18 protein-coding genes are annotated in these 23,129 nt (G+C 45.2%); 10 read left to right on the plus strand and 8 right to left on the minus strand.

Annotation, left to right across the window (positions count from 1 at the left end; genetic code table 11):
* Positions 1-13 precede the first annotated feature (13 nt).
* Positions 14-4,471, minus strand: coding sequence for a translocation/assembly module TamB domain-containing protein (locus BC343_RS25985; RefSeq protein WP_078350728.1), 4,458 nt, complete (start codon positions 4,469-4,471; stop codon positions 14-16).
* A gap of 199 nt (positions 4,472-4,670) precedes the next feature.
* Between BC343_RS25985 and tsaD the strand changes: the two genes are divergently transcribed.
* Both tsaD and BC343_RS25995 read left to right on the plus strand, forming a co-directional pair.
* On the plus strand, positions 4,671-5,678 hold the full coding sequence (tsaD, locus tag BC343_RS25990) for a tRNA (adenosine(37)-N6)-threonylcarbamoyltransferase complex transferase subunit TsaD (RefSeq protein ID WP_078350729.1): 1,008 nt from the start codon (positions 4,671-4,673) through the stop codon (positions 5,676-5,678).
* A 100-nt stretch (positions 5,679-5,778) separates the two neighbouring features.
* Positions 5,779-5,973, plus strand: coding sequence for a hypothetical protein (locus BC343_RS25995; RefSeq protein WP_078350730.1), 195 nt, complete (start codon positions 5,779-5,781; stop codon positions 5,971-5,973).
* Between the two features lie 75 nt (positions 5,974-6,048).
* Here the strand turns inward: BC343_RS25995 and BC343_RS26000 are convergent, their stop codons facing one another.
* Together BC343_RS26000 and BC343_RS26005 are read right to left on the minus strand one after the other, a co-directional pair.
* A complete protein-coding gene (locus BC343_RS26000) occupies positions 6,049-8,109 on the minus strand; it encodes an IPT/TIG domain-containing protein (protein ID WP_078350731.1) in 2,061 nt (686 codons plus the stop codon).
* Between the two features lie 103 nt (positions 8,110-8,212).
* Entirely contained in the window at positions 8,213-9,088 is an 876-nt protein-coding gene (locus BC343_RS26005; protein WP_078350812.1) for an alpha/beta fold hydrolase, read from the minus strand.
* A gap of 302 nt (positions 9,089-9,390) precedes the next feature.
* Between BC343_RS26005 and BC343_RS26010 the strand changes: the two genes are divergently transcribed.
* The 3 genes from BC343_RS26010 to BC343_RS26015 all read left to right on the plus strand — a co-directional run bounded on the left by BC343_RS26010 (position 9,391) and on the right by BC343_RS26015 (position 12,051).
* Positions 9,391-11,232, plus strand: coding sequence for a DEAD/DEAH box helicase (locus BC343_RS26010; protein WP_078350732.1), 1,842 nt, complete (start codon positions 9,391-9,393; stop codon positions 11,230-11,232).
* 224 nt (positions 11,233-11,456) lie between these two features.
* The gene (locus BC343_RS31140; protein WP_156088775.1) at positions 11,457-11,612 is read left to right on the plus strand and encodes a hypothetical protein; all 156 of its coding nucleotides are present in this window, start codon (positions 11,457-11,459) and stop codon (positions 11,610-11,612) included.
* 70 nt (positions 11,613-11,682) lie between these two features.
* Positions 11,683-12,051, plus strand: a complete 369-nt coding sequence (locus BC343_RS26015) for a DUF6169 family protein (RefSeq protein ID WP_078350733.1) — start codon at positions 11,683-11,685, stop codon at positions 12,049-12,051.
* 17 nt (positions 12,052-12,068) lie between these two features.
* On the opposite strand, the gene BC343_RS26020 is transcribed toward BC343_RS26015, so the two are convergent.
* The 5 genes from BC343_RS26020 to BC343_RS26040 all read right to left on the minus strand — a co-directional run bounded on the left by BC343_RS26020 (position 12,069) and on the right by BC343_RS26040 (position 16,793).
* Positions 12,069-12,392, minus strand: coding sequence for a hypothetical protein (locus tag BC343_RS26020; protein ID WP_078350734.1), 324 nt, complete (start codon positions 12,390-12,392; stop codon positions 12,069-12,071).
* A 60-nt stretch (positions 12,393-12,452) separates the two neighbouring features.
* Positions 12,453-12,791, minus strand: coding sequence for a hypothetical protein (locus tag BC343_RS26025; protein WP_078350735.1), 339 nt, complete (start codon positions 12,789-12,791; stop codon positions 12,453-12,455).
* A 30-nt stretch (positions 12,792-12,821) separates the two neighbouring features.
* A complete protein-coding gene (locus tag BC343_RS26030) occupies positions 12,822-13,829 on the minus strand; it encodes an NAD(P)H-dependent glycerol-3-phosphate dehydrogenase (protein ID WP_078350736.1) in 1,008 nt (335 codons plus the stop codon).
* A 229-nt stretch (positions 13,830-14,058) separates the two neighbouring features.
* Complete coding sequence (locus BC343_RS26035; RefSeq protein ID WP_078350737.1) at positions 14,059-15,402, minus strand: efflux RND transporter periplasmic adaptor subunit; 1,344 nt, start codon at positions 15,400-15,402, stop codon at positions 14,059-14,061.
* Positions 15,403-15,434: 32 nt separating this feature from the next.
* Complete coding sequence (locus BC343_RS26040) at positions 15,435-16,793, minus strand: TolC family protein (RefSeq protein WP_078350813.1); 1,359 nt, start codon at positions 16,791-16,793, stop codon at positions 15,435-15,437.
* Between the two features lie 82 nt (positions 16,794-16,875).
* Between BC343_RS26040 and BC343_RS26045 the strand changes: the two genes are divergently transcribed.
* The 5 genes from BC343_RS26045 (at position 16,876) to BC343_RS26065 (ending at position 23,051) form a co-directional block, all read left to right on the plus strand.
* Complete coding sequence (locus tag BC343_RS26045) at positions 16,876-17,493, plus strand: polysaccharide deacetylase family protein (RefSeq protein ID WP_078350738.1); 618 nt, start codon at positions 16,876-16,878, stop codon at positions 17,491-17,493.
* A 51-nt stretch (positions 17,494-17,544) separates the two neighbouring features.
* Positions 17,545-18,303 (plus strand): hypothetical protein, encoded by a 759-nt coding sequence (locus BC343_RS26050; protein WP_078350739.1) that lies wholly within the window; start codon positions 17,545-17,547, stop codon positions 18,301-18,303.
* A 4-nt stretch (positions 18,304-18,307) separates the two neighbouring features.
* Positions 18,308-19,129, plus strand: coding sequence for an alpha/beta hydrolase (locus tag BC343_RS26055; protein ID WP_078350740.1), 822 nt, complete (start codon positions 18,308-18,310; stop codon positions 19,127-19,129).
* A gap of 75 nt (positions 19,130-19,204) precedes the next feature.
* Complete coding sequence (locus BC343_RS26060; RefSeq protein WP_078350741.1) at positions 19,205-20,356, plus strand: PQQ-dependent sugar dehydrogenase; 1,152 nt, start codon at positions 19,205-19,207, stop codon at positions 20,354-20,356.
* Between the two features lie 427 nt (positions 20,357-20,783).
* The gene (locus BC343_RS26065; RefSeq protein WP_078350742.1) at positions 20,784-23,051 is read left to right on the plus strand and encodes an aconitate hydratase; all 2,268 of its coding nucleotides are present in this window, start codon (positions 20,784-20,786) and stop codon (positions 23,049-23,051) included.
* Positions 23,052-23,129 lie beyond the last annotated feature (78 nt).

The raw sequence follows: 23,129 nt of genomic DNA on the forward strand, positions 1-23,129 counted from the left end.
CAGAAATTATATTCTAATCGTCTATATTATCGTCGCCTCCGTCGTTATCGTCGGGGGCGGCGTTCGTTACGGGCGGGGCTGTGGTTGCAGGGGCTACGGGCAGTGGATTTACCGGTGCCCTGTTGCGGCGGCTTTGCCTGAATATATTGCGTATAAACTCGCCAAAGGTGTCAAAATCGCGCTGGTAAACCAAACCGATACCGTTTACATACTGCGTGCCCAATTGATCATTAATAGTGTTTAGCGTAGTACTGTTTAGCGCACGGTACGAGTAGCGCCCACGCAGGTTGCCATCTTTACGTATGAGGTATTGTATCTCAAAGTCTTTATTCAGCGTGCGGAAATCGGAACTGAAAAGGCTGGAGCTATTAAAAATATCGTTTGTGCCTGTGTTGGAGTATAAGCTTCCGTTCAAAAGCAATCGCTCGTTTATTAGCCTAAGGCCCAAACTTGCATCGCTGAACGAACGTATGTTTAAATCGACGTTTTTGATATTCGATTGCGAAATAAAGCTGTTGAGCTTGTTGAAAGCGAACTCGCTCACCGCATCTCTTGCTGTTCCAAATACCTGGTTGGTTATGTTAGTACCGGTGCCCGATGCAAAGTTTCGCCGCACAATAATGCTCAGCGCCTGCTGGCTGCGGTTGTTATTATCGGCCAGGTAAGTGCTCAGGTCGTCTTTAATAGATGGATCGACCGGGAAGGTAAAGTTGAAATCGATATTTGGCTGTATCAGCGATTTGGTGATAAGCAACTCCGCCTGCACCAATACCTGTTTTGAACCGTATGGCGACGTTAAGCCCGCCGCGTTATACAGGGGTTGTATATCCGTTCGCACCTCGTAAAGGGCTTTCAGGTTTATTTCGGCATTGGCGGGGTTGCCCGTCCAGCGGATGGTACCGCCCTGGCTCACCACAAAGTTTTTGCTGATAAAATCTTTAGCGGTAAACTCAAACTTACCCGAGGTGATGAGGAAATCGCCAAACATCTCAAAATCGCCCAGGCTGTTAATGTTCAGCTTAAGATTACGCGCCTGCCCGGTGCCTTCCAGCACGCCGTAATCGGTACTGATGCGTACAATGGTTTGCTCATCAACCGTAAGGTCGAAGTTTAGCGTAACACCGTTGAAAGCATTCTTTTTGGTGATTACCTTGCGCGTGGTATCGTTATGGTCAACAAAACGGATGAAGTCGTAATCGGCCGCCGTGGTAGAAGTGTTCAGCGGAATATTGAAGATGGTACCCGCCTCGGTACTGGCAGTAATATCTATTTTCATGTTATCAACCGGGCCATTGAATTTAAAAGTACCGGTGCCGTAGGCCGTACCGTAATACAGGTGGTTGTCTTTAAAGGTAGAGTTTAGTGCCAGCAGGTTTTTGGCTTCCAGCGTAATGTCGATGTAAGGATTGCTCAGGTTGGTGAGGTCAACTTTACCGGTTGCCGTGCCGGTGCCGCCCCTGAAATCCTTCAGCACCATATTATCCAGGCTGATAACGCTGTTGTGCACATTCAGCTTATGGTTTACGGTGTAGGCGGTTTTGAGGTAGTCAACCGTAACGCCGGTATTATTTAGGGAGAGGTCGCCGTCCAGCTCCGGGTTCGATGGTGAGCCGGAGAGCTTCAGGTTGGCCGATACGGTGCCTTTAAGGTCAGATACCAGCCCCTTTACAAATGGTTCGAAAATGATGGCCTCGGTATGGTCCATCTTTACGTCAAAATCGAGGTTGTCGCCGGCATCGTGCCCAAGTGTGTATATACCGGCAATATTCAGCGTTTCCAGCCCCTGGTGGGTAATGTTTATGTTTACATCTGCCTGTTCGCGCTGGTTATCCAGTTTCGATTTTATCTTCACGTCGCCAAGCAGCGTTTTATTCATAAAGAGCGAATCGACATTCAGGTTGGCATCAATCCCCGGTTTTTTGGTGACGGCAGAAAGTACCACATCGCCGTTCAATGAACCTCTAAGGGCTATGCCCGCCGGCTTGGTTAACTGGTTTAACGTAGCCATGCTAAACTTCTGGAAACTCACCTTCAGCTCATCCGTAGGGCTATCAGATATAAATCCGTTTATTTTTACTTTTTGTATCCCGTTTGATAGCTCAAAGCCCGATACCTGAGTTTTGCCATCTAAAAAGCGTATGCGTACTTGCTCCTGTATCTTCCAGCTCTGGCGCTCCAGTATCACATCTGATGGCAGCAGCTTTAGCTTAGCCGTGGTATCGCGGCCAAACTCCACCAAGCCGTACAAGTCTAACTGGTTGGTAGCATCTTTATCTGATAACTTCACGTTGAAGTTGAGGCTATCGTTTTTAAGAAAGTTGGTAATGTTGATGTTTTTGATGTAGAGGCTATCCGTAAGGTCTACACGGTTCAGCGAAACGTTTAGTCCCAGCATATCGTCGCTGGTGCTTTCATCGATAATGAAATCGTGAAACACCATTTTGCCCATTTTTATTGTTTTAATATAACCATTCAGCGTTGCAGTTTTCTCGTTGGAGTTGAACTTTCCTACAAATGTGCCCTGGTCGGGTATTTTCAAATCGGGGCGGAAGATGGCCAGCACCGGGTCGAGGTTTTTCAGCGTGAGGTTAAAATCAAAGTTCTGCGGCTTGGGCGGCGTAATATCCGTTTTTAAGCTGGGGATATATTTTTTGGCTATGGTTTTAAAATACGAGGGCAGCGTGGCCAGGTTAAAACTGCCCTTAATGCTGCCATCGGCCACATCCGAGTGCAGGGAAATAGTGCGCGCATCGCCTTTACCTTCTGCATCAATATTCACGGTATCTACCACGTAGCTTTGGCGCGGGTCGGTAACGCGGATGCAGGTGAGTAGGATATGCCCGTCGAGGTTCTCAAGGTTGGTACCCGAAAAGTTAGTATTCAGCTGCGTGGTGACGGTAATGGTATCTCCCAATAATTTAAGATTGCGGAGATGGGCGTTCTCAACGTTTCCTGTAAAATCAATTATAGGCAGCTTGGGATTCAGGTTGATGCTGCCTGCAAGATCGAGCTTAACATTCTTGTCGTTAATGGCTATCTGCCCCGCTGCAATTTTCTTGATGAAGGTACCGCTTGTAGTTAAGTTACTGTAATTGTAGCCCTTGTAGCCAATGTATTTAATACGGGCATCGCCTTTTACATTCAGGGTGGCAATATCATCACCGCTGCCTTTAATGTTGCCCGATAGCGAAGTCCGGCCAAGGTCTTTATCATCAAGCAATGCACCCACATCAAAATTTGTTGCGGTGAGTTTGCCGCTGTAGCTCGGGTTGCCTTTCTTGTCTATCTTCAGGTTTATATCCGGGTCAAGCCGGCCCAGTTTGGTTTTGAAGGTGCCATAAGCCACAAAATCGTTTTGTATACCCGTAAAGCGCCCTGCAAAATTCACGTTGCCGAATTTGCTTACTATAGCGGGCAGTTTTGCAGTTGGTGTACCGGTAAAGTGCTGGTATAAATAATCAAGGTCTTTTTTGTTGGTAGCTACCTGCTCGAATTTTAGTTCGAGAAAGGTGTTATCCCAATCGGGCAGGCCGGTAAGGTTAAAGTCGCCTTTTACAAAAGTCGCCTGCGCGGCCGTTACCGTAAGGTTTTTTGCGCGTAAGGCATTCACTTTTCCGCGAATGCGCCCATCAACACCTAACTCGAAATTTACTTTACCAAGCGATGTAGTGAAGTAGGTAATATCTTTTGATGACAGGTGCGACGACTTGATATCGGCATCCATGGTTACCTTATTCTCAAAATCGTCGAAATCATCGAACGACTTAAAGGTCATCTTAAAAAAGTTGCGCAGTTTGGAGCTTGGCGTAACAATATCCAGGTTTTGCAGCAATATTTGCGTAGTATCTATAGTAGCGTTGGCATTAAAGTTATTTACCTTAAAACCGCTTTTTTCCCTCAGGGTAAGCCCGGTAATGTCCGCCTTAAAGAGGTGGTTCATCAGGTCCATATTGCGCACAATGATGCTGAGGTGATTTACATCTACATCGTTAAAATTTACCCCTTTTACAAGCGCCGGTCGCAGGTGATTTTTATAACGGAAATGGAAGTTATTAAGCGCTATTTTCTCGAAGTTGAGCTTCCAGGGCCTGCCTTTGGCGGTATCTTTTTTGGTGGTATCGCCGCCCGAGTTAAAATAATCTATAATGAACTTAAGATTGCTGGTGCTGTCTTTTTGCTTTTTAAGGTATACGTTGCCGTTATCCAGCTGTATCGATTTAAAATCGATAACGCGTTTTTTAATGCTGCTGAAGAGAGAAAAGCCACTAAGTTCTACAGCCAGTTTTGGGGTACTCAAAAGCGTATCCTGCTGCTTATCCAGTACGTAAAGGCCTTCTAACACTACCGATTTGAACGGAACGATATAGAGGCTTTTGATATCAACTTTAGTATTGAGTTCTTTAGAAAGATAAGTGGTGGCTTTTTTTGCCGCCCAGGTTTGCACCGGCTTGTACTGGAATAATATTAACACAATACTGACAAACAGCAGTATAACCAGTACGGTGCCTAACGTTATTTTGAGTAGTTTTTTAATAACTTTGTGTTTAATTAAAAATTCAAAAGTAAAAATTCAAAAACGCTTAAAGTGTTTTACTTCTGAATATCTATTTATTAATTCGGAAGCAGAAGTGTCTTAAGACTTTCAACTTCCGATTCTTTACTTTATAAAAGTGCCTGTAATATTAGCTATCGAATCGTCATGCGATGAAACCTCTGCCTCGGTGTGTGTTGATGGCCGCATATTGAGCAATGTAATTGCCAACCAAACCATACACGAAGCCTACGGCGGCGTAGTTCCCGAACTTGCTTCGAGAGTTCATCAGCAAAACATTGTCCCTGCTGTGCAACAAGCATTATTGAACGCAAAAGTACACAAAAATGATATTGATGCAGTAGCTTTTACGCGCGGACCTGGGCTTTTGGGCTCATTATTAGTAGGAGTATCGTTCGCTAAAGCGTTTGCATTGGCCCGTAACCTGCCGCTGATAGATATTAACCACATGCAGGCCCATATATTGGCCCATTTTATTGCCGATGAAAAGCCGAAATTCCCTTTCCTGTGCCTTACGGTTTCGGGCGGCCATACGCAGATAGTTTTGGTGAAAGACTATTTTGATATGGAGATAATAGGCCAAACACTTGACGATGCTGCGGGCGAGGCCATGGATAAAACCAGCAAAATATTGGGGCTGCCATACCCCGGTGGCCCGCTTATTGATAAGAATGCCAGGTTGGGTAACCCCGATGCCTACAAATTCCCCGAGCCGCAAATACCGGGTTACGATTTTAGCTTTAGTGGACTGAAGACTGCCATACTGTATTTCATCCGCGATAATGTAGCTAAGAATCCTGACTTCATCCAGGAAAATATAGCTGATATTTGCGCCTCGGTAGAGAAACGCATAGCTACTATATTACTGAACAAATTAAAGCGCGCTGCCGAAGAATACGGCATACAGGATATTGCATTGGCAGGCGGGGTGTCGGCGAACACCGGCTTGCGCGAAGGGCTTAAAAACCTCTGCGCCGAAAAAGGCTGGAACTGCTTTATCCCCAAATTTGAATACTGTACCGATAATGCTGCCATGATAGCCATTGCCGGACATTATAAATACCTTCAGGGCGAATTTGTAGGGCAGGATGTATCGCCGATGGCGAGGATGCCGTTTGGCAGCTAAGCCCCCCAGCCCCCTGAAAGGGGGAGCAGGAGTTGGCAAATTAGTTAACAAATAATTTTTATAACATATTAATTCCCCCTTTAGGGGGGTAGGGGGCTCAATGACTACCGCATCACTAATTTTTTGGATAATTTTTGTACTGCCGCTTTTGGCTTTTTTGGTTTGGGTATTAAAGCAGGATAAGCGTAAAGGTACCCTCGGCATTATTGTATTAACGGTAATTGTAGTGGTGGTAATCGTTTACATGGCCTGGAACCACATGTTCCAAACGGGTGCGGCTACCGTTACGCAATAATACCGCGCTAAAACAATATTAAAAACAGAACGCCTCACCGGTTATGGTGAGGCGTTCTGTTTTTATGCTTGCCTGTTAATTGGCCATGCGGAATATTTTGTGAGTAGTAGTGCCGTTTTTGGTGCAGAAGATGTATTGGTAATCATCTGTTTTTACGTAACCGCCAATGCTGAAACCTGCAGGTATATCAACAATTTTAAAGGTTGCGCCTTCATCGTTAGATAGGTGCAGCTTGGTATCGCCAAAGGCTACCGTAGTGCCCGATACTTTTACAAAATAGGTTTGGTCGTCACTTACTTTAGTCCATGTTCTGCCTTGGTCGGTAGAGCGAAATACACGCATATCAAATATGGACGAAGTAGTTGGCGAGTACAACAAGAACTGCGCAGAGTTGGTAGAGCCATACAACTCGGGGTAGCCGCCGCTGAATAGGTAACGCCCGGTAACGCCTGCATTTTGCGCCGACCATGTTTTACCCTGATCGGTACTTACATAAAGGGTTTTGGTAACGCCATCGCCCGAATCGCGGTTAACATCTATCGAATAGAAATATTTGCCCGAGCTATCGCTGAAGATATAATCAAGATAAATGGCACCGCCTTTATCCATGGTTTGGTTGTTCCAGGTATCACCCTGGTTGTTCGACCAAAATACCGTGCTGCCATTCATCACCACAACAGTGTTACGGCGGGCAACAATGCCGTTAAAGCCCTGGTTGGCCAGGTTTGCCGATGGGGTTAACTTCACCCAATGCTGCCCGTCGGTAGATTTGGCCAGGCCCAGGTTTGTGGCCACATAGTAAGTGGTGTTATCAACCGCCAATCGGTTTATAATAACATTCACCCTATCAAAAGGAAGGCTATCAATAACGTTTTTGTAAGTAGCACCATCTGCCGAGTAGTACAGGTATTTTTGCCCCTTGTTGGCGAACAGTACACTTTTGCCTGCGCTTACTGCCATATTCATTTCCGAGAAATTGAAGGGTACGTTAACATCCTGCCAGGTACCGCCGGTTGTTGGTGGCGGAGGGGTAGGCAACACTACAAAATCCCAGGTGAGAGTAGCCCCACCGCGAACACGCAGTGTAAATGCCCCGGTTAATGCCGTTTGCGGTACAATTACCTTCAGTTCAGTTGCGGTAGCCGATATTACAGTACCGGCGAGGCGTACCGGTGTTGCGTTAAAACCGGCTTCATTCTCGGCAATTACGGTGCTGAAGTTGGTGCCCTTAACCGTAACGGTATCGCCAACGTGTGCCTGTTGCGGGGTAATGCTGGTAATGGTTGCCGGCTGCACATAAGTAAATACCGGACCGGTGGTTAAATCGCTGTTTTTTACTTTAAGGGTTATTGCGCCGGTAGTGCCGGTTTGCGGTACATAAGCTACGATGCGGGTAGCAGTTGCCGATTTTAAGGTAGCGGTAGTGCCGTTGAATTTAACATCGTTCTCGGCCAACACAGTGCTGTAGTTAACACCGGTGATAGAAACGGTATCGCCCGATTTGCCCGATGTGGGGCTAATGTTTTCGATGGTAGGCGTGGCGGCAACCGGGGTAGGGTCTTTCACTTCCGATTTTGGCTTGGTTGTAGCAATAAAGTTTACAAAGGTGAACGAACCTGCCGAATTAAACTCGCGGCCAGCTGCATCTTTAAAGTTGATGCTCCATTTTACGGTGATGGTAGTTTCCGTAATTAGAACCTCGATAGTGCCTGAGTAAGCAAAATAGGCGTTGCTGGCGCTGTAGTAGGTAACATAAGATTGAACAGGGCTTTGGGTATCGGCATTCAGCCTGATGGTATGCGAGCCCGGGTTTAACGAGGTGCCCGATTTTTTGGTAATGTTGGTGATGCCGTTCTTCAGGTCGTTGATGAAGAATTTGAGTTTATCGCCATCGGCGTTTAGTGTGGCTGTAGTTTCCAACGCTTTGCTGTCGTCTCCGGCAGAAGAGTAATAGGTAGAAGTAAGCGCATTGGCATCCAGTTTAATGGCTTTGCCATCAATGGTACCCGTCATACTGCTGGTGGGCGTAACAGGTGTTGGTTCTACCTTCTTGTCTTTTTTACAGGAGATAGTGGCCGTAATAAGCAGCAGCATTAATACTACCACTTTAGGGAGGGCTTTTAAGTGTGTTTTCATTACTGTAAACGGGTTTGGTGTTTACAGGTAAAACTCAGGTTTTAAGTGGTTTGCGTAAATAGCGTGTTTTGGGCATGTTTTTGTACGTGGTAGTACGGATGTGTTACTCCAACACCTTCCAACCCTCTATCTTCCTGTACGGTTTGCTCAGGAAATCGCCTATCACCTGGTTGAACATATCCCTGTAGAAAATAGGTGTTGAATGCCCCGAGTTTGGTAATATCCATAGGTACGATTGCGGGATACTTTTGGCAATGGCCAGGGTATGCTCAGCTTTTATCACATCATGGTCGCCGCCTATAACCAGGGTAGGGCAGCTTATTTTGTGTAGTGCCTCTCGGGTTATGTGCGGCTCGTAGCTGAGCAGGTGTAATAGTTTTAGCTGGTTCTTTATTTCTACCGATGGGTTTTTCATCTTCTTCACGCTATCGGCGCCAACTATGTTTTGTTTCATTACAAAATCGGCTACGTAATTATCTACCGCAGTGGTATCGGGCCAAAGGTTGGCACCTGTAACAGCAAGCTTTTTTACTTTATCGGGGTTGCGCATGGCCAGTAATAATCCTTCAATACCGCCATCGCTCCAGCCTATTACGTTAGCGCTTTTTACTTTCAGGTTATCCAGCAGTCCGTTAAGGTCGTCGGCCATCATCTCATAGCTTAACGAATCGGTGGCATCGGTAGACTTGCCCTGTTTGCGGCTATCTGCCAATATCACCATGTAGTTTTTAGCGAAATACGGTATCTGGTAACGGAAGTCGCCTATAGAGCCGCCATTGCCGTGGATGATTAACAATGGCTCTCCCTTGCCGTAAACCTCGTAGTACATTTTAAAGCCGCGGATATCAGCGTATTTGCCCACGGCTTTATTGTTTCCGTAGATAGTGTTCTTTTTTAATAATGTATCTTTTTGCTGGGCATTGGCGTTGAAAAAAGTTAAGGCTAATAAAACGGCGAGGATGGCTTTGAAAGGTTTCATATTGGCAAGGTGTTGATATTTAAAGGTATAAAATAAATTGAGCATATTTAGCTAAAATCGTTGTAGTTATCGCCTAAATACGAGTGTTTTTGAACAATAGCTGGTTAGGTATTCAAATTTAGCTCCTTTGAAGAATTGCTAATTTACCCCTAAAAAACCTATTGATTTTAAGCATTTTAAAGCTTGGGTTCAATCTAAAATTACCATAATTTTAAATTTGCAAAAAGGTGTTGTTTTTGAATAATAATAAACTTACCTTTGCAGCCGATTTGGCGATGTAGCCAAATACGTTATTTAAATTCATGAACCCATTTATCAATCTGGGAATCCGTCATGATATTGTTAATGCCATCTCTGAGTTAGGATTTGAAAATCCTACGCCAATCCAGGAACAGTCGATTCCGGTTTTGTTAACAGGCAGCAACGATTTTGTCGGATTAGCCCAAACAGGGACCGGTAAAACAGCTGCTTTTGGACTGCCGCTATTAGAACTGCTCGATTTCGAAGAAAATCATCCGCAAGCGCTTGTTTTATGCCCAACTCGTGAACTTTGTTTACAAATCACGAACGACATTAAGAACTACGCCAAAAAAATGAACAACGTTAATGTTGTTGCCGTTTATGGCGGTGCAAGCATACAAGACCAGTTACGCCAAATTAAACGCGGCGTACAGGTTGTGGTGGCCACGCCTGGCCGTATGCTGGACATTATTAACCGTAAAGCCATCGATTTTTCGCAGGTTAAGTACGTAGTATTGGATGAGGCCGATGAAATGCTCAATATGGGCTTCCAGGAAGACATCGACGATATTTTATCTACCACACCCGACGAGAAAAAGACCTGGCTGTTTTCGGCCACTATGCCTGCAGAGGTAAGAAGGATCGCTAAAAAATACATGGATAACCCTTTTGAGTTAACCATGGGCGAAAAAAATACCGGCAACGCCAATATCGAGCACGAATACTATGTAGTGCGTGCCCGCGAAAAATACGCTGCCTTTAAACGTATTGTTGACAATAACCCCGAGATATTCGGTATAGTATTTTGCCGTACCAAAATTGAGACCCAGGAAATTGCTGAGGCCTTAATTAAAGATGGTTATAATGCCGACTCGTTACACGGCGACCTTTCTCAGCAACAGCGCGATAAGGTAATGAAACGCTACCGCGAACGCAGCCTGCAATTGCTTATTGCGACTGACGTGGCTGCCCGTGGTATCGACGTGAACGACGTTACCCACGTTATTAACTATAGCCTGCCCGATGAGGTAGAGAACTACACCCACCGTAGCGGCCGTACCGCACGTGCCGGTAAAACAGGTGTATCTATCTCTATAGTGAACAGCAAAGAGCTGGGCAAAATACGCCAGATAGAGCGTGTGATAGGCAAAAAATTTGTTAAAGCCGATATACCAACAGGCTTTGATGTTTGCGAGAAACAATTGTTTGCCCTGGTACACAAGGTACACAATGTAACCGTGAACGAGCAGCAGATAGAGCAATACATCCCGCGTATTATGGATGAGTTTGCCGAGCTGAGCAAAGAAGAAGTTATAAAACGTTTTGCATCACTGGAGTTTAACCGCTTCCTTGATTATTATAAAAACGCACCGGACCTTAACGCACCTGCTGATGATTTCCGCAGGGATGGCGAAAGGGGCGAACGCGGCATGCGCGATGGCAACAGAGGCGGCAGCGAGTACACACGCTTGTTTATTAACTTAGGCAGTGTGGACGACTTTACCCGCGGTGACCTGTTAGGTTACATTTGCAACAACGCTAAAATTAGCGGTCGCACCGTAGGTAAGATCGACGTTAAAGGTGTTTACTCTTTCTTTGAAGTGAACAAAGGCGACGTTGATATGGTGATGAACAACTTTAAAAGCGTTGAGTTCAAAGGCCGCGAAGTTAGGATAGAAATATCGGGCGAAGGCACAAGCAGCCCACGCAGCGGCGGCGACAGGCGCGAAGGTGGTTACCAAAGGCGCGAAGGCGGCTTTAACCGCGAAAGAAGCTACGGTGGTGGCGAACGCCGCGAAGGTGGTTTTAACAGAGACAGGAATAAAGGCGCCGGTGGCGGTGGTTTCCGCGATTTCTCTGGTAAACCCCGCGAAGAACGCCCGGAACGCCGCAGAAGATTTTAAGATCAGTTTTTAGTTTTCATAAGAGCTTTTGGGGGGTAGTTTACCCAAAAGCATAGTTTTAGTTTAGTTTTGTTTACAAAGCCTCTCGTTTGCACTGCATACGGGAGGTTTTTGTTTAAGAACGTTTTGTTACTTAGTATATCTATCAGGTATTGCACTTGTGAAACATAGTAAGTAAATTTATCGTTTATAGAGCATAGGTATTTAAATAAAGATCACCCAATATGGAAGAAAACAAAAAGCAAACGCCAAAAGGAGGTTCTGCATTTTTACAAAAGGTGATGCAGGACAAAAAGGATGTGCAAGAGGCTTTGAAAAACAAAAAGCCGTTGAGCGACCTTGCTAAAGAGAAGGGTATTAATTTTGCAAAACCTTTATGAGGTAATACCGTCTGAAGACGGCCTCGCCTACACCTTTACTACACGATATAACATTACATATCAATTAGCGTTGATCAGCTATCAATTAGGCGAGATCAACGCTTTTTCTTTGTCGTTATACCCCGATACAGAACCAAGCCATGTAGATCATTGGATAAAGAATACAGTTATTAAAGTTATTGGCGATATCCTCGAAAAGGATTCGAACGTGATTTTCTACATCTGTGATTCGGAAGATAATCGGCATGACAAACGCCATTTGGTTTTTGAATACTGGTATCAAAAATCAGCGGAAGTTTACGCTTATGTGAGCAAATTCAATTATGCTGCTGTATCTGAAAATGGTTATCCAATTAATGCTTCGGTGTTATATAATAATCAAAATCCGTTAGGTGATTTGATCATAGAAAGCTTTAAGTCGGAATTGGACAACTTTTAATTGATAACTGTTTTTGTTTAACGGCTAAACTCAACCGCTGCAGTATCATCCGGGAACACCAAATTCAGCTGTTTCTCGTCCAGTTTTTTTATCACAAATTTGGTGTAGGGCAGGTTTCCTTCAAAGGACGTGAAAATGGTATCGCCTTTTATGAAGTAATCTTCGGGCTGGTTATCCATGGTAAATTGCTTGGCGGTTATTTTTAGCTCGGTGCCATCTTTGGCTTTCCAATTGCCTTGCAGCTGTTTGTTTTCTTCGGTTTTAGTACCGTTGCCACATGCGGCCGTTAATAAAATTAATGCGCTGCCGATGTATATGAGGGTAGGGGTAATTGTTTTCATAGTGGTGATAAGGTACAAAAAAAGCGCCTGCTTTGCAACAGGCGCTTCGTGATATTTGCGTTATGGTTTTGCAACCAATGCCGATTCTTTCACATAAATATGGCGGCCTTTGCCATCTACGTAATAGTAATACGAGTTTTTATCAATGTAAATGGTTTGCCCCTGCGGGCCTACCTTGCTATCGTATTTTTTATCCGCCACGGCGGATGCGCCTTTTGAAGCTATTTCGGCTGTTTTGTTGCCTACTTTGCTGGCTGTCTTTTTGGTAGCCGCCCAGCCTTTTTTAGCAGTGGTGCCTACTTTCTGTGCAACAGTAGTGTCCTTATGGCTTTGTGCAAATGTGTTAGCTGAGGCAAACATGGCTGCCGCGAACATTGCTGTACTGAATAACTTTTTCATGGTAGTTTAAAATTGTGTTAACTGTATAGGTTAACTCAATTTTTCTGCCAGTTTGCGCATTTCTATAGTTGGCGATGCTTTTTTATATAAAATAGCGTAAACAGCCTCGCATATAGGCATTTCTACCTTGTGCTGCAGGTTTACCTGGTGTAGGCAATTTACTGCATAGTAGCCTTCGGCAATCATGTTCATTTCTAACTGTGCCGAGGTTACGGTATAGCCTTTACCTATCATGTTGCCAAAAGTGCGGTTACGGCTAAACTGCGAGTAGGCAGTAACCAGCAAATCGCCCAGATAGGCCGATTCTTTTATATCACGGTCGATAGGGTGCACCTCGTCTACAAAGCGCTCCAGCTCGCGGATGGCGTTGGAGATGAGTACCGACTGGAAGTTATCTCCGTAACCCACGCCATGGCATATACCGCTGGCAATGGCGTAAACGTTCTTGAGTACAGCGCCCCATTCTGTGCCATATATATCGTCGGAGACAATGGTTTTGATGTAGCGGGTATTCAGCATGCCGGCAAACTCGGTTGCCAGTTCTACGTCCTGCGAGGCAATGGTGAGGTACGATAGTTTTTCCAGTGCAACCTCTTCGGCATGGCAGGGACCGCTTATCACCATAAAATCATCAAATGATACATTATACTTATGGTGCATAAATTCGCCAATGATCTGGTTCTCATCGGGCACTATACCTTTTACGGCCGATACTATCTTTTTGCCTTTAAAGTCTTCAGGTGTGATCCCGGCCAACGCTTCTTTTAAAAAGGCGGCGGGTACGTTCAAAAGAATGCAGTCTGCAGCTTCTATCAGCGGTTTCAGGTCTGAGGAGATATTTGCAGCCGGTACTTTTATTTCTACCGAACTAAGATAGTTGGGGTTATGGCGGAATTTGCTGATATGTTCTACCGCCTGCCCGTTACGCATCCACCAAAAAATTTCTTTTTCGGCGGCGTTATCGGTCAGCATTTTAATATTGGCTGTGGCCCAGCTGCCACCGCCAACTACGGTAATTTTATTGATGTGCTTAAGCATTAAGGATATAATGTACTGCAGGGGCAAATGGTTTTCCCTAACGGTACAAAGTAATGGATTTTTAGGGAAAGTGTGAAGTGGGGAGTTTAAAGTCGCAAGTCAGAAGTCTTAAGTCCGGGGTGGGAGTTAGATATAATTAAAAAGCCGCATTCGGGGTATCGATTCCCAAATGCAGCTCTTAACTTGTGCAATTCTTCCGTCTTCAGACTGCGGACTTCCGACTCTTAAATTAATTCTTCTTCTCGCCGGTAAACAGTTTCGCTTTGTCAACTTTCTCTACTACTTGCCCGTCTTTCAGGTCTTTAGAAATAGCTGCGAATGGTGCCGATACCACCTCCTCGCCGACTTTAAGGCCGCTGAGTACTTGTATGTAGGTATCATCCTGTATGCCGGTTTTAACTTGTACTTGTTTCACCTTATTGGCTTTATCCAACACAAAAACATATTCTTTTGCTTGTGGCGTGCTGGCTGTGCGTTTTGCTTCTTCGTCGGTTCCGTTGTCGTCTTTTTTAACTTCTTTTTTCTCCTCGCGGGTAGTAACCGATTGGATAGGTACCGATAGTGCTTTTACGTGGTTGGTGTTGATGTCAACCGTAGCTGTTAAACCCGGACGGAAAGGCGAGTGGTTAGCGGCATCTTTCTTCAACAGGTCCAGGTACGATTGGGCAGTTATCCTTACTTTAACAGTAAAGTTGGTTACCTGGTCGGCATTAGTACCTACCACATTGGCCGAGCTGCCTATCTCTATCACCTGGCCTTCAAATTTTTTACCAAGGAAAGCGTCGATCTCTATTTGTGCAGGGTTACCAATACCAATACGGTTAATGTCGTTCTCGTTCACATCCACGTTCACATCCATTTTGCTGAGGTCGGATATAGTCATGATCTCGGTACCCGCAAACTGTTGGGTACCCAGTACGCGCTCGCCTATCTCTATAGATAGTTTTGATACCACGCCATCTACCGGTGCATAAATAGTGGTTTTGGCAAGGTTATCCTGCGCTTCTTTTACCGATGCCGAAGATTGTGCCAGCCCATACTCCGAACCGATAACGTTTTGCTTGGCAGCTTCTAACGAAGCTTTGGCACCTTCGTAGTTGGCTTTGGCCTGCTCAAACTCTGCGGTGGTCAATACTTTGTTTTTGTAGAGTTCCTGGCTGCGTTTGTATATGGATGCCTGGTTGGCAAATGTGGCTTCAGATTGTTTCAGCATCTGTGCCGAATTGCCTACGCTGGCTTTTTGCGAATTGTATGATGCCACGGCACGCTCGTAACCCGATTTCAAAATGTCCGGGCGGATCTTACAAAGCAATTGGCCTTTTTTCACCACGTCGCCTTCTTTTATTGGTAGCTCAACCACCTCGCCGCTTACTTCGGGGCTTATTTTTACCTCAATATGCGGTTTAATTTTACCACTGGCAGATACGGTTTCGTTAATGTCGCGCTCGGCGGCTTTTTCTATAGCTACCTGCGTAAGTTGCGGCTTGCCAATAACGCCGGCAAATTTTAGTACTACAATAAGTACTATTACCGCGCCTAAGCCAATGAGGACATATTTAGTAGACTTTCCCATGATATTTTTTTCAGGAGTTTATTATTTAAAGTTTAGAGTGTTATTGGGTTGCCAAGATAGTAATCAATTACCTTGCTTCTGAAAACCAGTTCGTAACGTGCCTGTATTAGGTCGAACTGCGATTTGTTCAAGTTGGTAAGCGATGTGTTATAATCCAACGAGTTAACCAGCCCTACGTTGTAGCGTTGCTGTACCACGTTAAAGGCATCTTTGTTTGATTGGTAGGTTTGCTCGTTGCTTACCAGTTTTTTCTGCGCAGCGCGAAGGTCAAACACCGCTTGTATAATTACTTTGCTTAAGTTGTTTTTCGATAGCTGTGTATTTACCTGTGCGTTCTCGAACTGTAGGCGAGCTTTGCGCACAGCAGTACGGTTGCTGAACTGGCTGAAGATAGGTATCTGCAGCGAAAAGCCTACCGATTGGTTAAAGTTATCTTTAAACTGGTCGAAAAACCTGTAAGGTATCGATGGGTTATTGAATCTTACGGCAGCATCAGAATACCTTGAGTTGCCCGAGCCAAATAATACCAGGCTGGGGTAATAACCACCCTGCGCTATCTTGATAGCTTGCTGTGCCGAAGCTTGCCTGGTTTCCGCCAGTTTTATATCGGGGTTTATTTCGAGGGCGGTTTTTATCACGGATGCGCCGTCGAAGTCGGTTTGTACATCTTTGAATTTGCTGATATCCGGCTTCTCTACGGTTATTTCCTCCAACGGATTCATTTCCATGTATTGCTTCAATACCAGCAATGATAAGTCTAATTGGTTTTGTGCAGTGGTTAAGTTAAGTTCGGCGGTAGACTGCTGCGCTTTGGCCTGCGATAGGTCGGCAAGGGTTTGGTTGCCTACATCGAAGTTTTTCTGCGCTCTGTCTAAAGCAATTTTCGAAATATCTATTTGTTGTTTAGATGCGGTTACCAAATCCTGGTTGGTTAAAACGGTAAGGTATTGGGTAACTACGTTTAGTATCAGGTCGTTTTTTACTTTGGCGGTATTGCTTTTATCTACATCAACCAAAATACGGTTTTGGATGATCTGGTTACGTAGCTGCCCACCCTGGAATAAGGTTATCTGCGCGTTTATACCGGCGTTTACGGTGAAGGTACGCTGGTTAACGAACTGGTTGGATGTAGGGTCGATGTTACGGCCAAAGTTGAAACCGCCTTGCGGGTTAGCGCTAACGGCCGGCAATTTGTTGTAGCGGCTTTGGTTATAGTTCTCGGCGCTTATCGCTTCGTTATATTGCGATTGCTTAATGGTGAGGTTGCGTTCCAAAGCACGGTCTACCGCTTTTTGCAGGGTAATTAGTTCCTGTGCATTTGCTTTGGGGGCTGCAGCTATTAATATGAGGCAAGCAATGGTTACTTTTGTTGCTGTAAATATTAGTTTCATAATTTTGGTATACAATTGCCGGGTAATGCTGCTATTTTGCAAGCCTTTGTTAATGTATGGTGCTTATTAAATTATTGTGCGCATGTACCTGGTAAAAACTCCCGCCCCGCTTAAATGGTTATACCCTAACCTGGTATGGGAGGCGCCAACCGGCAGCCGCAGCATTTTTTTGACTTTTGACGACGGCCCTATACCCATTGTTACACCTTTTGTGTTAAAAAATTTAGAAGCTTACAATGCAAAGGCCACCTTTTTTTGTATTGGCGATAATATTGACAAGCACCCCGATGTATTTGATGCTGTAAAAAACGCCGGGCACGCCATTGGTAACCACACCTACAACCACCTGCGTGGCTGGGATACCGATAGCCGCATTTATCTGGATAACTTTTTGCAGGCGCAAAAATTGACGGGCACCAACCTGTTCCGCCCGCCTTATGGCCGTATAAAACGTGAGCAAATAAAGCTACTGAAACAAGCCAAGCCCGATCTGCAAATAATAATGTGGGATGTACTAAGCGGCGACTTCGACATCAACCTAAAACCCGAGGATTGCCTGAAGAATGTATTGAAGCACACCCGCCCCGGTTCGATAGTGGTTTTTCATGATAGTTTGAAAGCTTTTGACAGGCTGGAGTATGTGTTGCCAAGAGCGCTGGAGTATTGGAGCGGTAAGGGATATAGCTTCGAGACGCTTTAGGCGGAATTGCCTATAATTTAGTATTTTCGTAGAGATCTATTCCTCGTCGCTATGCAATACGGTTTTCTAAAAGGTAAAATCAAATCGTTATATTTTATTGGGATGTTTGGTGGTTTGCTGTTGGTGAGCTGCAAAAAGAGTAATGCCCCCGATACTGTTTCACTTAGCGGTACTTATGTTGCTGTTGATACCTTGTCTTTTATGAATGCACAGTTGTTTACAAAGGGCGGAGAAATTACCGATCAAAGTATGGTGAAGAGCTATATTGGCAGGGTTAACAAAACTAATATAGCAAACCTTTTTTCTACTGAGGCTAAAAATCAGCCTTATAAGGAGAATGATGTGGAACTTGATTTTCAAAACAGCTCGGAGGCATATGTAAAATCACTTTCGGCCACTACGGGCAAATTGGAGTCAAACAAATATCAAATAGAAGGTAAATCAGCTTCGGGCTTCAACCTTAAGGCAGTAGATGTTATAAATGCTTTTTTGACCATGCGCCCCAGCGCCGATGAAGAACTGTTGCTAAATGCCAATACCATTAAGCCATTTAGCAATTGCGCCGCGGTAGACCCGGCTTCCGGTCAAGCGTCGGTATGTGATTACCGCGAAGAAAAACCATTTGTTATAAAAGACGGCAATATCTACAAGAATTATATCTCATTTTTACTTACCAGGCAAGTTGGTAATTCCTCGCCGGCTGTATATATATTTGCGAGGGCCCGGTTTAATATCGATGCGTTAAAAAGCCTGTCGGCCACTGATACCATACTCATACAAACAAAGCGTGTGCGTTACATTAAAAAGTAAGGTAATGGGTAATAAAATAATTATGCGCTGCTTAGTCGGCATAGCCTTTAAGGTGTTTTTAGTACAAAACTTATTCGCCCAAAATGTTGATACCGCGCAAATTGTTATAAGCAAACTCAATATGCCACAACTTGTGCGCGAGCGTACAATACGTGTTTACCTGCCTGCGGGCTATGCCACATCTAAAAGAAAATATCCGGTACTGTACATGCACGATGGGCAGAACCTTTTTACAGGTAATACCAGTTTTGCGGGAAGCTGGCTGGTTGATTCTACTTTGAAAACCTTCCCGGCAGATAAACAGGCAATTGTAGTTGGGGTGGATAACAGCGGCAAATACCGCATGGCAGAGTACAATGCCTACACCAGCCAATATGCCAAACAACCCGATGGTGATGCCTATGTAGAGTTTATTGCTAAAACGCTGAAGCCACATATCGATAGCCTTTACCGCACCAAAACAGATGCAAAGCACACGGCTATTGCCGGTAGTTCGATGGGCGGGTTAATATCATTGTACGCTGCACTTAAATATCCAAAAGTGTTTGGCGTGGCGGGTGTGTTTTCGCCGTCTTTTTGGATAGCGCCGCAAATTTACTCGCTGGCGCAGGGGGAGAAAATAGATAACAAACAACGCTACTTTTTAGCCTGCGGCGATAAAGAGGGAAATGAAACCGAATTTGTTGCCCGGATGGATTCGGTACTGATGATTAAAGGATATAACCGCAAAAATGTGCCGGCGCCGCTGGTGATAAAAGATGGCAAGCACAACGAGGCGCAATGGAAAGTAGCTTTTAAAACCTTCTACAACTGGCTTATTAATTAACAGTACCGATAGGCGCAACAATTTCATTTTCTCGCTGTTAATCAATTTACCAGCCCCGGTAAAAACTTAAAGGATATGAGAAAATGGATAGCCGCCGCAGTAGTTGTTACGGGCATACTTTGCTTTGCAAATTGTAAAAAAACTTCAACCAACGATCCGCCCACTACCACTCCGGGCGATGCAACACTTACCGATAAGGTAATTACCGAAAAGCTCAACTTTCCCTGGGAAATACTTTGGGGGCCTGATAATATGCTTTGGATAACCGAGCGCGGCGGCAGAATAAGCCGCGTTAACCCTGCCGATGGTGCCGTTACGCCGGTGATAACACTCAGCGATGTGGTATCGCAGGGCGAGGGCGGTTTGTTGGGAATGGTATTGCACCCCGATTTTACTACCACCCCCGAAGTGTTTGTAGCCTACAATTACAGCAAGAGCGGTACCTATACCAAAAAGATAGTGAAGTTTACCTATAACGGCACCACATTGGTAAATCCTGTTGTGCTGCTTGATAATATCCCGGCTGCCAATATCCACAATGGTACTCGCCTGGCCATATCGCCTGATAGAAAGCTGTATATCACCAGCGGCGATGCTTCAGTAGCATCGCGCGCGCAGGATAAAAGCAACTTTGCCGGCAAAATTCAGCGCATTAATTTAGATGGCAGCATCCCGGCAGATAACCCTGTTGCGGGCAGTGCGCTCTGGACGTTCGGGCACCGTAACCCGCAAGGGCTGGTATTTGTGGGCGATAGGCTCTACAGCAGCGAACACGGGCAAAGCACCGACGATGAGATAAACATCATTCAAAAAGGCCGAAATTTTGGCTGGCCGAATATTGAAGGCTTTTGCAATACTTCTGCCGAACAAACATTTTGTGCTGCAAATGATGTGGCAGAACCCATACAAGCCTGGTCGCCAACCATTGCCCCTTCGGGTATCGATTATTATAATAACGATGCCATCCCCCAGTGGAAAAACTCGCTGTTACTTGCCGTGTTAAAAGATTCTGAATTGCTGCAATTGAAACTAAACGCTACCGGCGATAAGGTTGAAACGGTAAATACTTATTATAAAAGCACCTATGGCCGCATGCGAGATGTGGCTATATCGCCGCAGGGCGAAGTGTTTATTATAACCAGTAATGGTGGTAATGCTGATAGGATAATTAAGGTGGCAGCCCCCTACCCCCCTGAAGGGGGAACTTTACATAGGTGCATGAGTTAAATTGTTTTAAATTTGGATATCTTAGTAACGGATGAAAACACTAACTATCAATATACTTGATGATAGAGCCTATGAAATATTGTGGGATTGGAAAAGTTAGATATGATCCAAATAGATCACGATCCAGAATACCAGAATTATTTAGACCAAAATAATTTTGCCGAGAGGGAGGCACCCACGATAGAAGAACTAAAAAGGCGAATACAGGAATTTGCCTGAAACACCTCAGTTGAAATAATCTTTATTTTCAATGTCTCAATCAAATTCTGCTCCCCCTTCAGGGGGCTGGGGGGCTCTTATTTATATCGCATCTAAATAACGATTGTGTAAAGCGCTAACTGTGAATAAAGTTTATAATTTGTAAATTCGCGGCTATCCAACGGAAACGCCTGGATATCTCGTTTTACCACTAAAAAAATCAAACATTATGGCTTTTGATTTAGACATGATCAAAAAAGTTTATGATCGCTATAGCACCCGCGTAGAAGCGGCACGTAAAGCGACCGGTAAACCCCTTACTCTTACAGAAAAAATATTATACGCCCACCTTTCGGAAGGTGATGCTTCTAAAGCTTTTGCGCGCGGTACCGATTACGTTGACTTTGCACCGGATCGTGTTGCCATGCAGGATGCTACCGCACAAATGGCGCTGCTGCAGTTTATGCAAGCCGGCCGCCCTAAAGTTGCCGTACCATCAACTGTACACTGCGATCACCTGATCCAGGCCAAAATTGGCGCTGTTGAAGACTTAAGCACTGCTGTTGATATCAATAAAGAGGTATACGATTTCCTTTCTTCTGTTTCTGACAAATACGGTATCGGTTTCTGGAAAGCCGGTGCTGGTATCATCCACCAGGTAGTGTTAGAGAACTACGCTTTCCCGGGTGGTATGATGATAGGTACCGACTCGCACACCCCTAACGCAGGTGGTTTGGGTATGGTTGCTATTGGTGTTGGTGGTGCCGATGCTTGCGACGTGATGGCAGGTTTGCCATGGGAGCTAAAATTCCCTAAACTGATAGGTGTTAACCTAACCGGTAAATTATCGGGCTGGGCATCTGCAAAAGACGTTATTTTGAAAGTAGCGGGTATACTTACCGTAAAAGGTGGTACCGGTGCTATTGTTGAATACTTTGGCGAAGGCGCACGTTCGCTTTCGGCTACCGGTAAAGGTACCATCTGTAACATGGGTGCCGAAATTGGTGCAACTACTTCTATCTTCGGTTACGACGAGAAAATGGCTGCTTACCTGAGCGGTACTTCGCGCGCTGATATTGCCGAACTGGCAAATGCAGTTGCTGAGCATTTAACAGGTGATGATGAGGTTTACGCAAACCCTGCTGCTTACTTCGACCAGGTTATCGAGATAAACCTAAGCGAACTGGAGCCGCACATTAACGGCCCTTTCACACCGGATCTGGCTTGGCCGCTTTCTAAATTTGCTACCGCTGTTCGCGAGAACAACTGGCCTGTTGCTTTGGAAGTTGGTTTGATAGGCTCTTGCACTAACTCATCTTACGAAGATATTACCCGTTCGGCATCAGTTGCCAAACAGGCTATCGATAAAAACCTGCAAACTAAAGCAGAGTTCACCATTACTCCGGGTTCGGAACTGGTGCGTTACACTGTAGAGCGCGATGGTTACTTAGGTACCTTTGAGAGCATGGGCGGTGTTGTATTGGCTAACGCTTGCGGCCCTTGTATTGGCCAATGGGCACGCCACACTGATGACCCTACACGCAAAAACTCTATCATTACTTCGTTCAACCGTAACTTTGCAAAACGCCAGGATGGTAACCCTAATACCCACGCTTTCGTGGCGTCTCCTGAAATTGTAACCGCTATGGTTATTGCAGGCGACCTTACCTTTAACCCGATGACCGATACGCTGACCAACAAAGAAGGCGAGCAGGTGAAACTGGACGAGCCATTGGGTATAGAAATGCCGGTACGTGGTTACGCTGTAGAAGATGCAGGTTACCAGGCACCAGCCGAAGACGGTAGCAAAGTAGAAGTTATTGTTAGCCCAACCTCGGCACGTTTGCAATTGCTTGATCCATTTGCTGCATGGGAAGGTACCGACATTAAAGGCCTTAAATTGCTGATAAAAGCAAAAGGTAAATGTACTACCGACCATATTTCGATGGCAGGCCCATGGTTGAAATTCCGTGGCCACCTGGATAACATATCAAACAATATGTTGATCGGTGCTATCAACTACTTTAACCTGAACGCCGATAGCGTTAAAAACCAACTGACCGGCGAGTACGGCCCTGTGCCTGCTACCCAGCGCGATTACAAAGCGCACGGTATTGGTTCGATAGTAGTGGGTGACGAGAACTACGGTGAAGGTTCATCGCGCGAGCACGCTGCAATGGAGCCACGCCACCTGGGAGTTCGTGCTATATTGGTGAAATCTTTCGCCCGTATCCACGAAACCAACCTGAAAAAACAAGGTATGTTGGGTATCACTTTTGCTGACCCTGCTGATTACGATAAAATACAGGAAGATGATATCTTCGATATCGATGGTTTAACAACTTTCGCCCCGGGCAAACAATTGACCGTGGTATTACACCACGCCGATGGTACCAGCGAAAGCTTCCCGGTAAACCATACCTACAACGAACAACAGATCGAGTGGTTCAAAGCAGGTGGTGCGCTAAACATCATCCGCGCGCAAATGGCTTCTTAAGCCAAAAGCTGAAAGACCAAAGCGTAAAGCTTTTGATCGATAAATTTTCAAAGCCTCTCCGGAAACGGGGAGGCTTTT

This window comes from Mucilaginibacter pedocola (assembly GCF_002013915.1).
Lineage (GTDB): Bacteria > Bacteroidota > Bacteroidia > Sphingobacteriales > Sphingobacteriaceae > Mucilaginibacter > Mucilaginibacter pedocola.

Bases quoted from the DNA above. Each gene is read 5' to 3' on its own strand.
- BC343_RS25995 (WP_078350730.1), top strand. From the start codon at position 5,779: ATGACTACCGCATCACTAATTTTTTGGATAATTTTTGTACTGCCGCTT.
- BC343_RS26000 (WP_078350731.1), bottom strand. From the start codon at position 8,109: ATGAAAACACACTTAAAAGCCCTCCCTAAAGTGGTAGTATTAATGCTG.
- BC343_RS26005 (WP_078350812.1), bottom strand. From the start codon at position 9,088: ATGAAACCTTTCAAAGCCATCCTCGCCGTTTTATTAGCCTTAACTTTT.
- BC343_RS26010 (WP_078350732.1), top strand. From the start codon at position 9,391: ATGAACCCATTTATCAATCTGGGAATCCGTCATGATATTGTTAATGCC.
- BC343_RS31140 (WP_156088775.1), top strand. From the start codon at position 11,457: ATGGAAGAAAACAAAAAGCAAACGCCAAAAGGAGGTTCTGCATTTTTA.
- BC343_RS26020 (WP_078350734.1), bottom strand. From the start codon at position 12,392: ATGAAAACAATTACCCCTACCCTCATATACATCGGCAGCGCATTAATT.
- BC343_RS26025 (WP_078350735.1), bottom strand. From the start codon at position 12,791: ATGAAAAAGTTATTCAGTACAGCAATGTTCGCGGCAGCCATGTTTGCC.
- BC343_RS26030 (WP_078350736.1), bottom strand. From the start codon at position 13,829: ATGCTTAAGCACATCAATAAAATTACCGTAGTTGGCGGTGGCAGCTGG.
- BC343_RS26035 (WP_078350737.1), bottom strand. From the start codon at position 15,402: ATGGGAAAGTCTACTAAATATGTCCTCATTGGCTTAGGCGCGGTAATA.
- BC343_RS26040 (WP_078350813.1), bottom strand. From the start codon at position 16,793: ATGAAACTAATATTTACAGCAACAAAAGTAACCATTGCTTGCCTCATA.
- BC343_RS26045 (WP_078350738.1), top strand. From the start codon at position 16,876: ATGTACCTGGTAAAAACTCCCGCCCCGCTTAAATGGTTATACCCTAAC.
- BC343_RS26050 (WP_078350739.1), top strand. From the start codon at position 17,545: ATGCAATACGGTTTTCTAAAAGGTAAAATCAAATCGTTATATTTTATT.
- BC343_RS26055 (WP_078350740.1), top strand. From the start codon at position 18,308: ATGGGTAATAAAATAATTATGCGCTGCTTAGTCGGCATAGCCTTTAAG.
- BC343_RS26060 (WP_078350741.1), top strand. From the start codon at position 19,205: ATGAGAAAATGGATAGCCGCCGCAGTAGTTGTTACGGGCATACTTTGC.
- BC343_RS26065 (WP_078350742.1), top strand. From the start codon at position 20,784: ATGGCTTTTGATTTAGACATGATCAAAAAAGTTTATGATCGCTATAGC.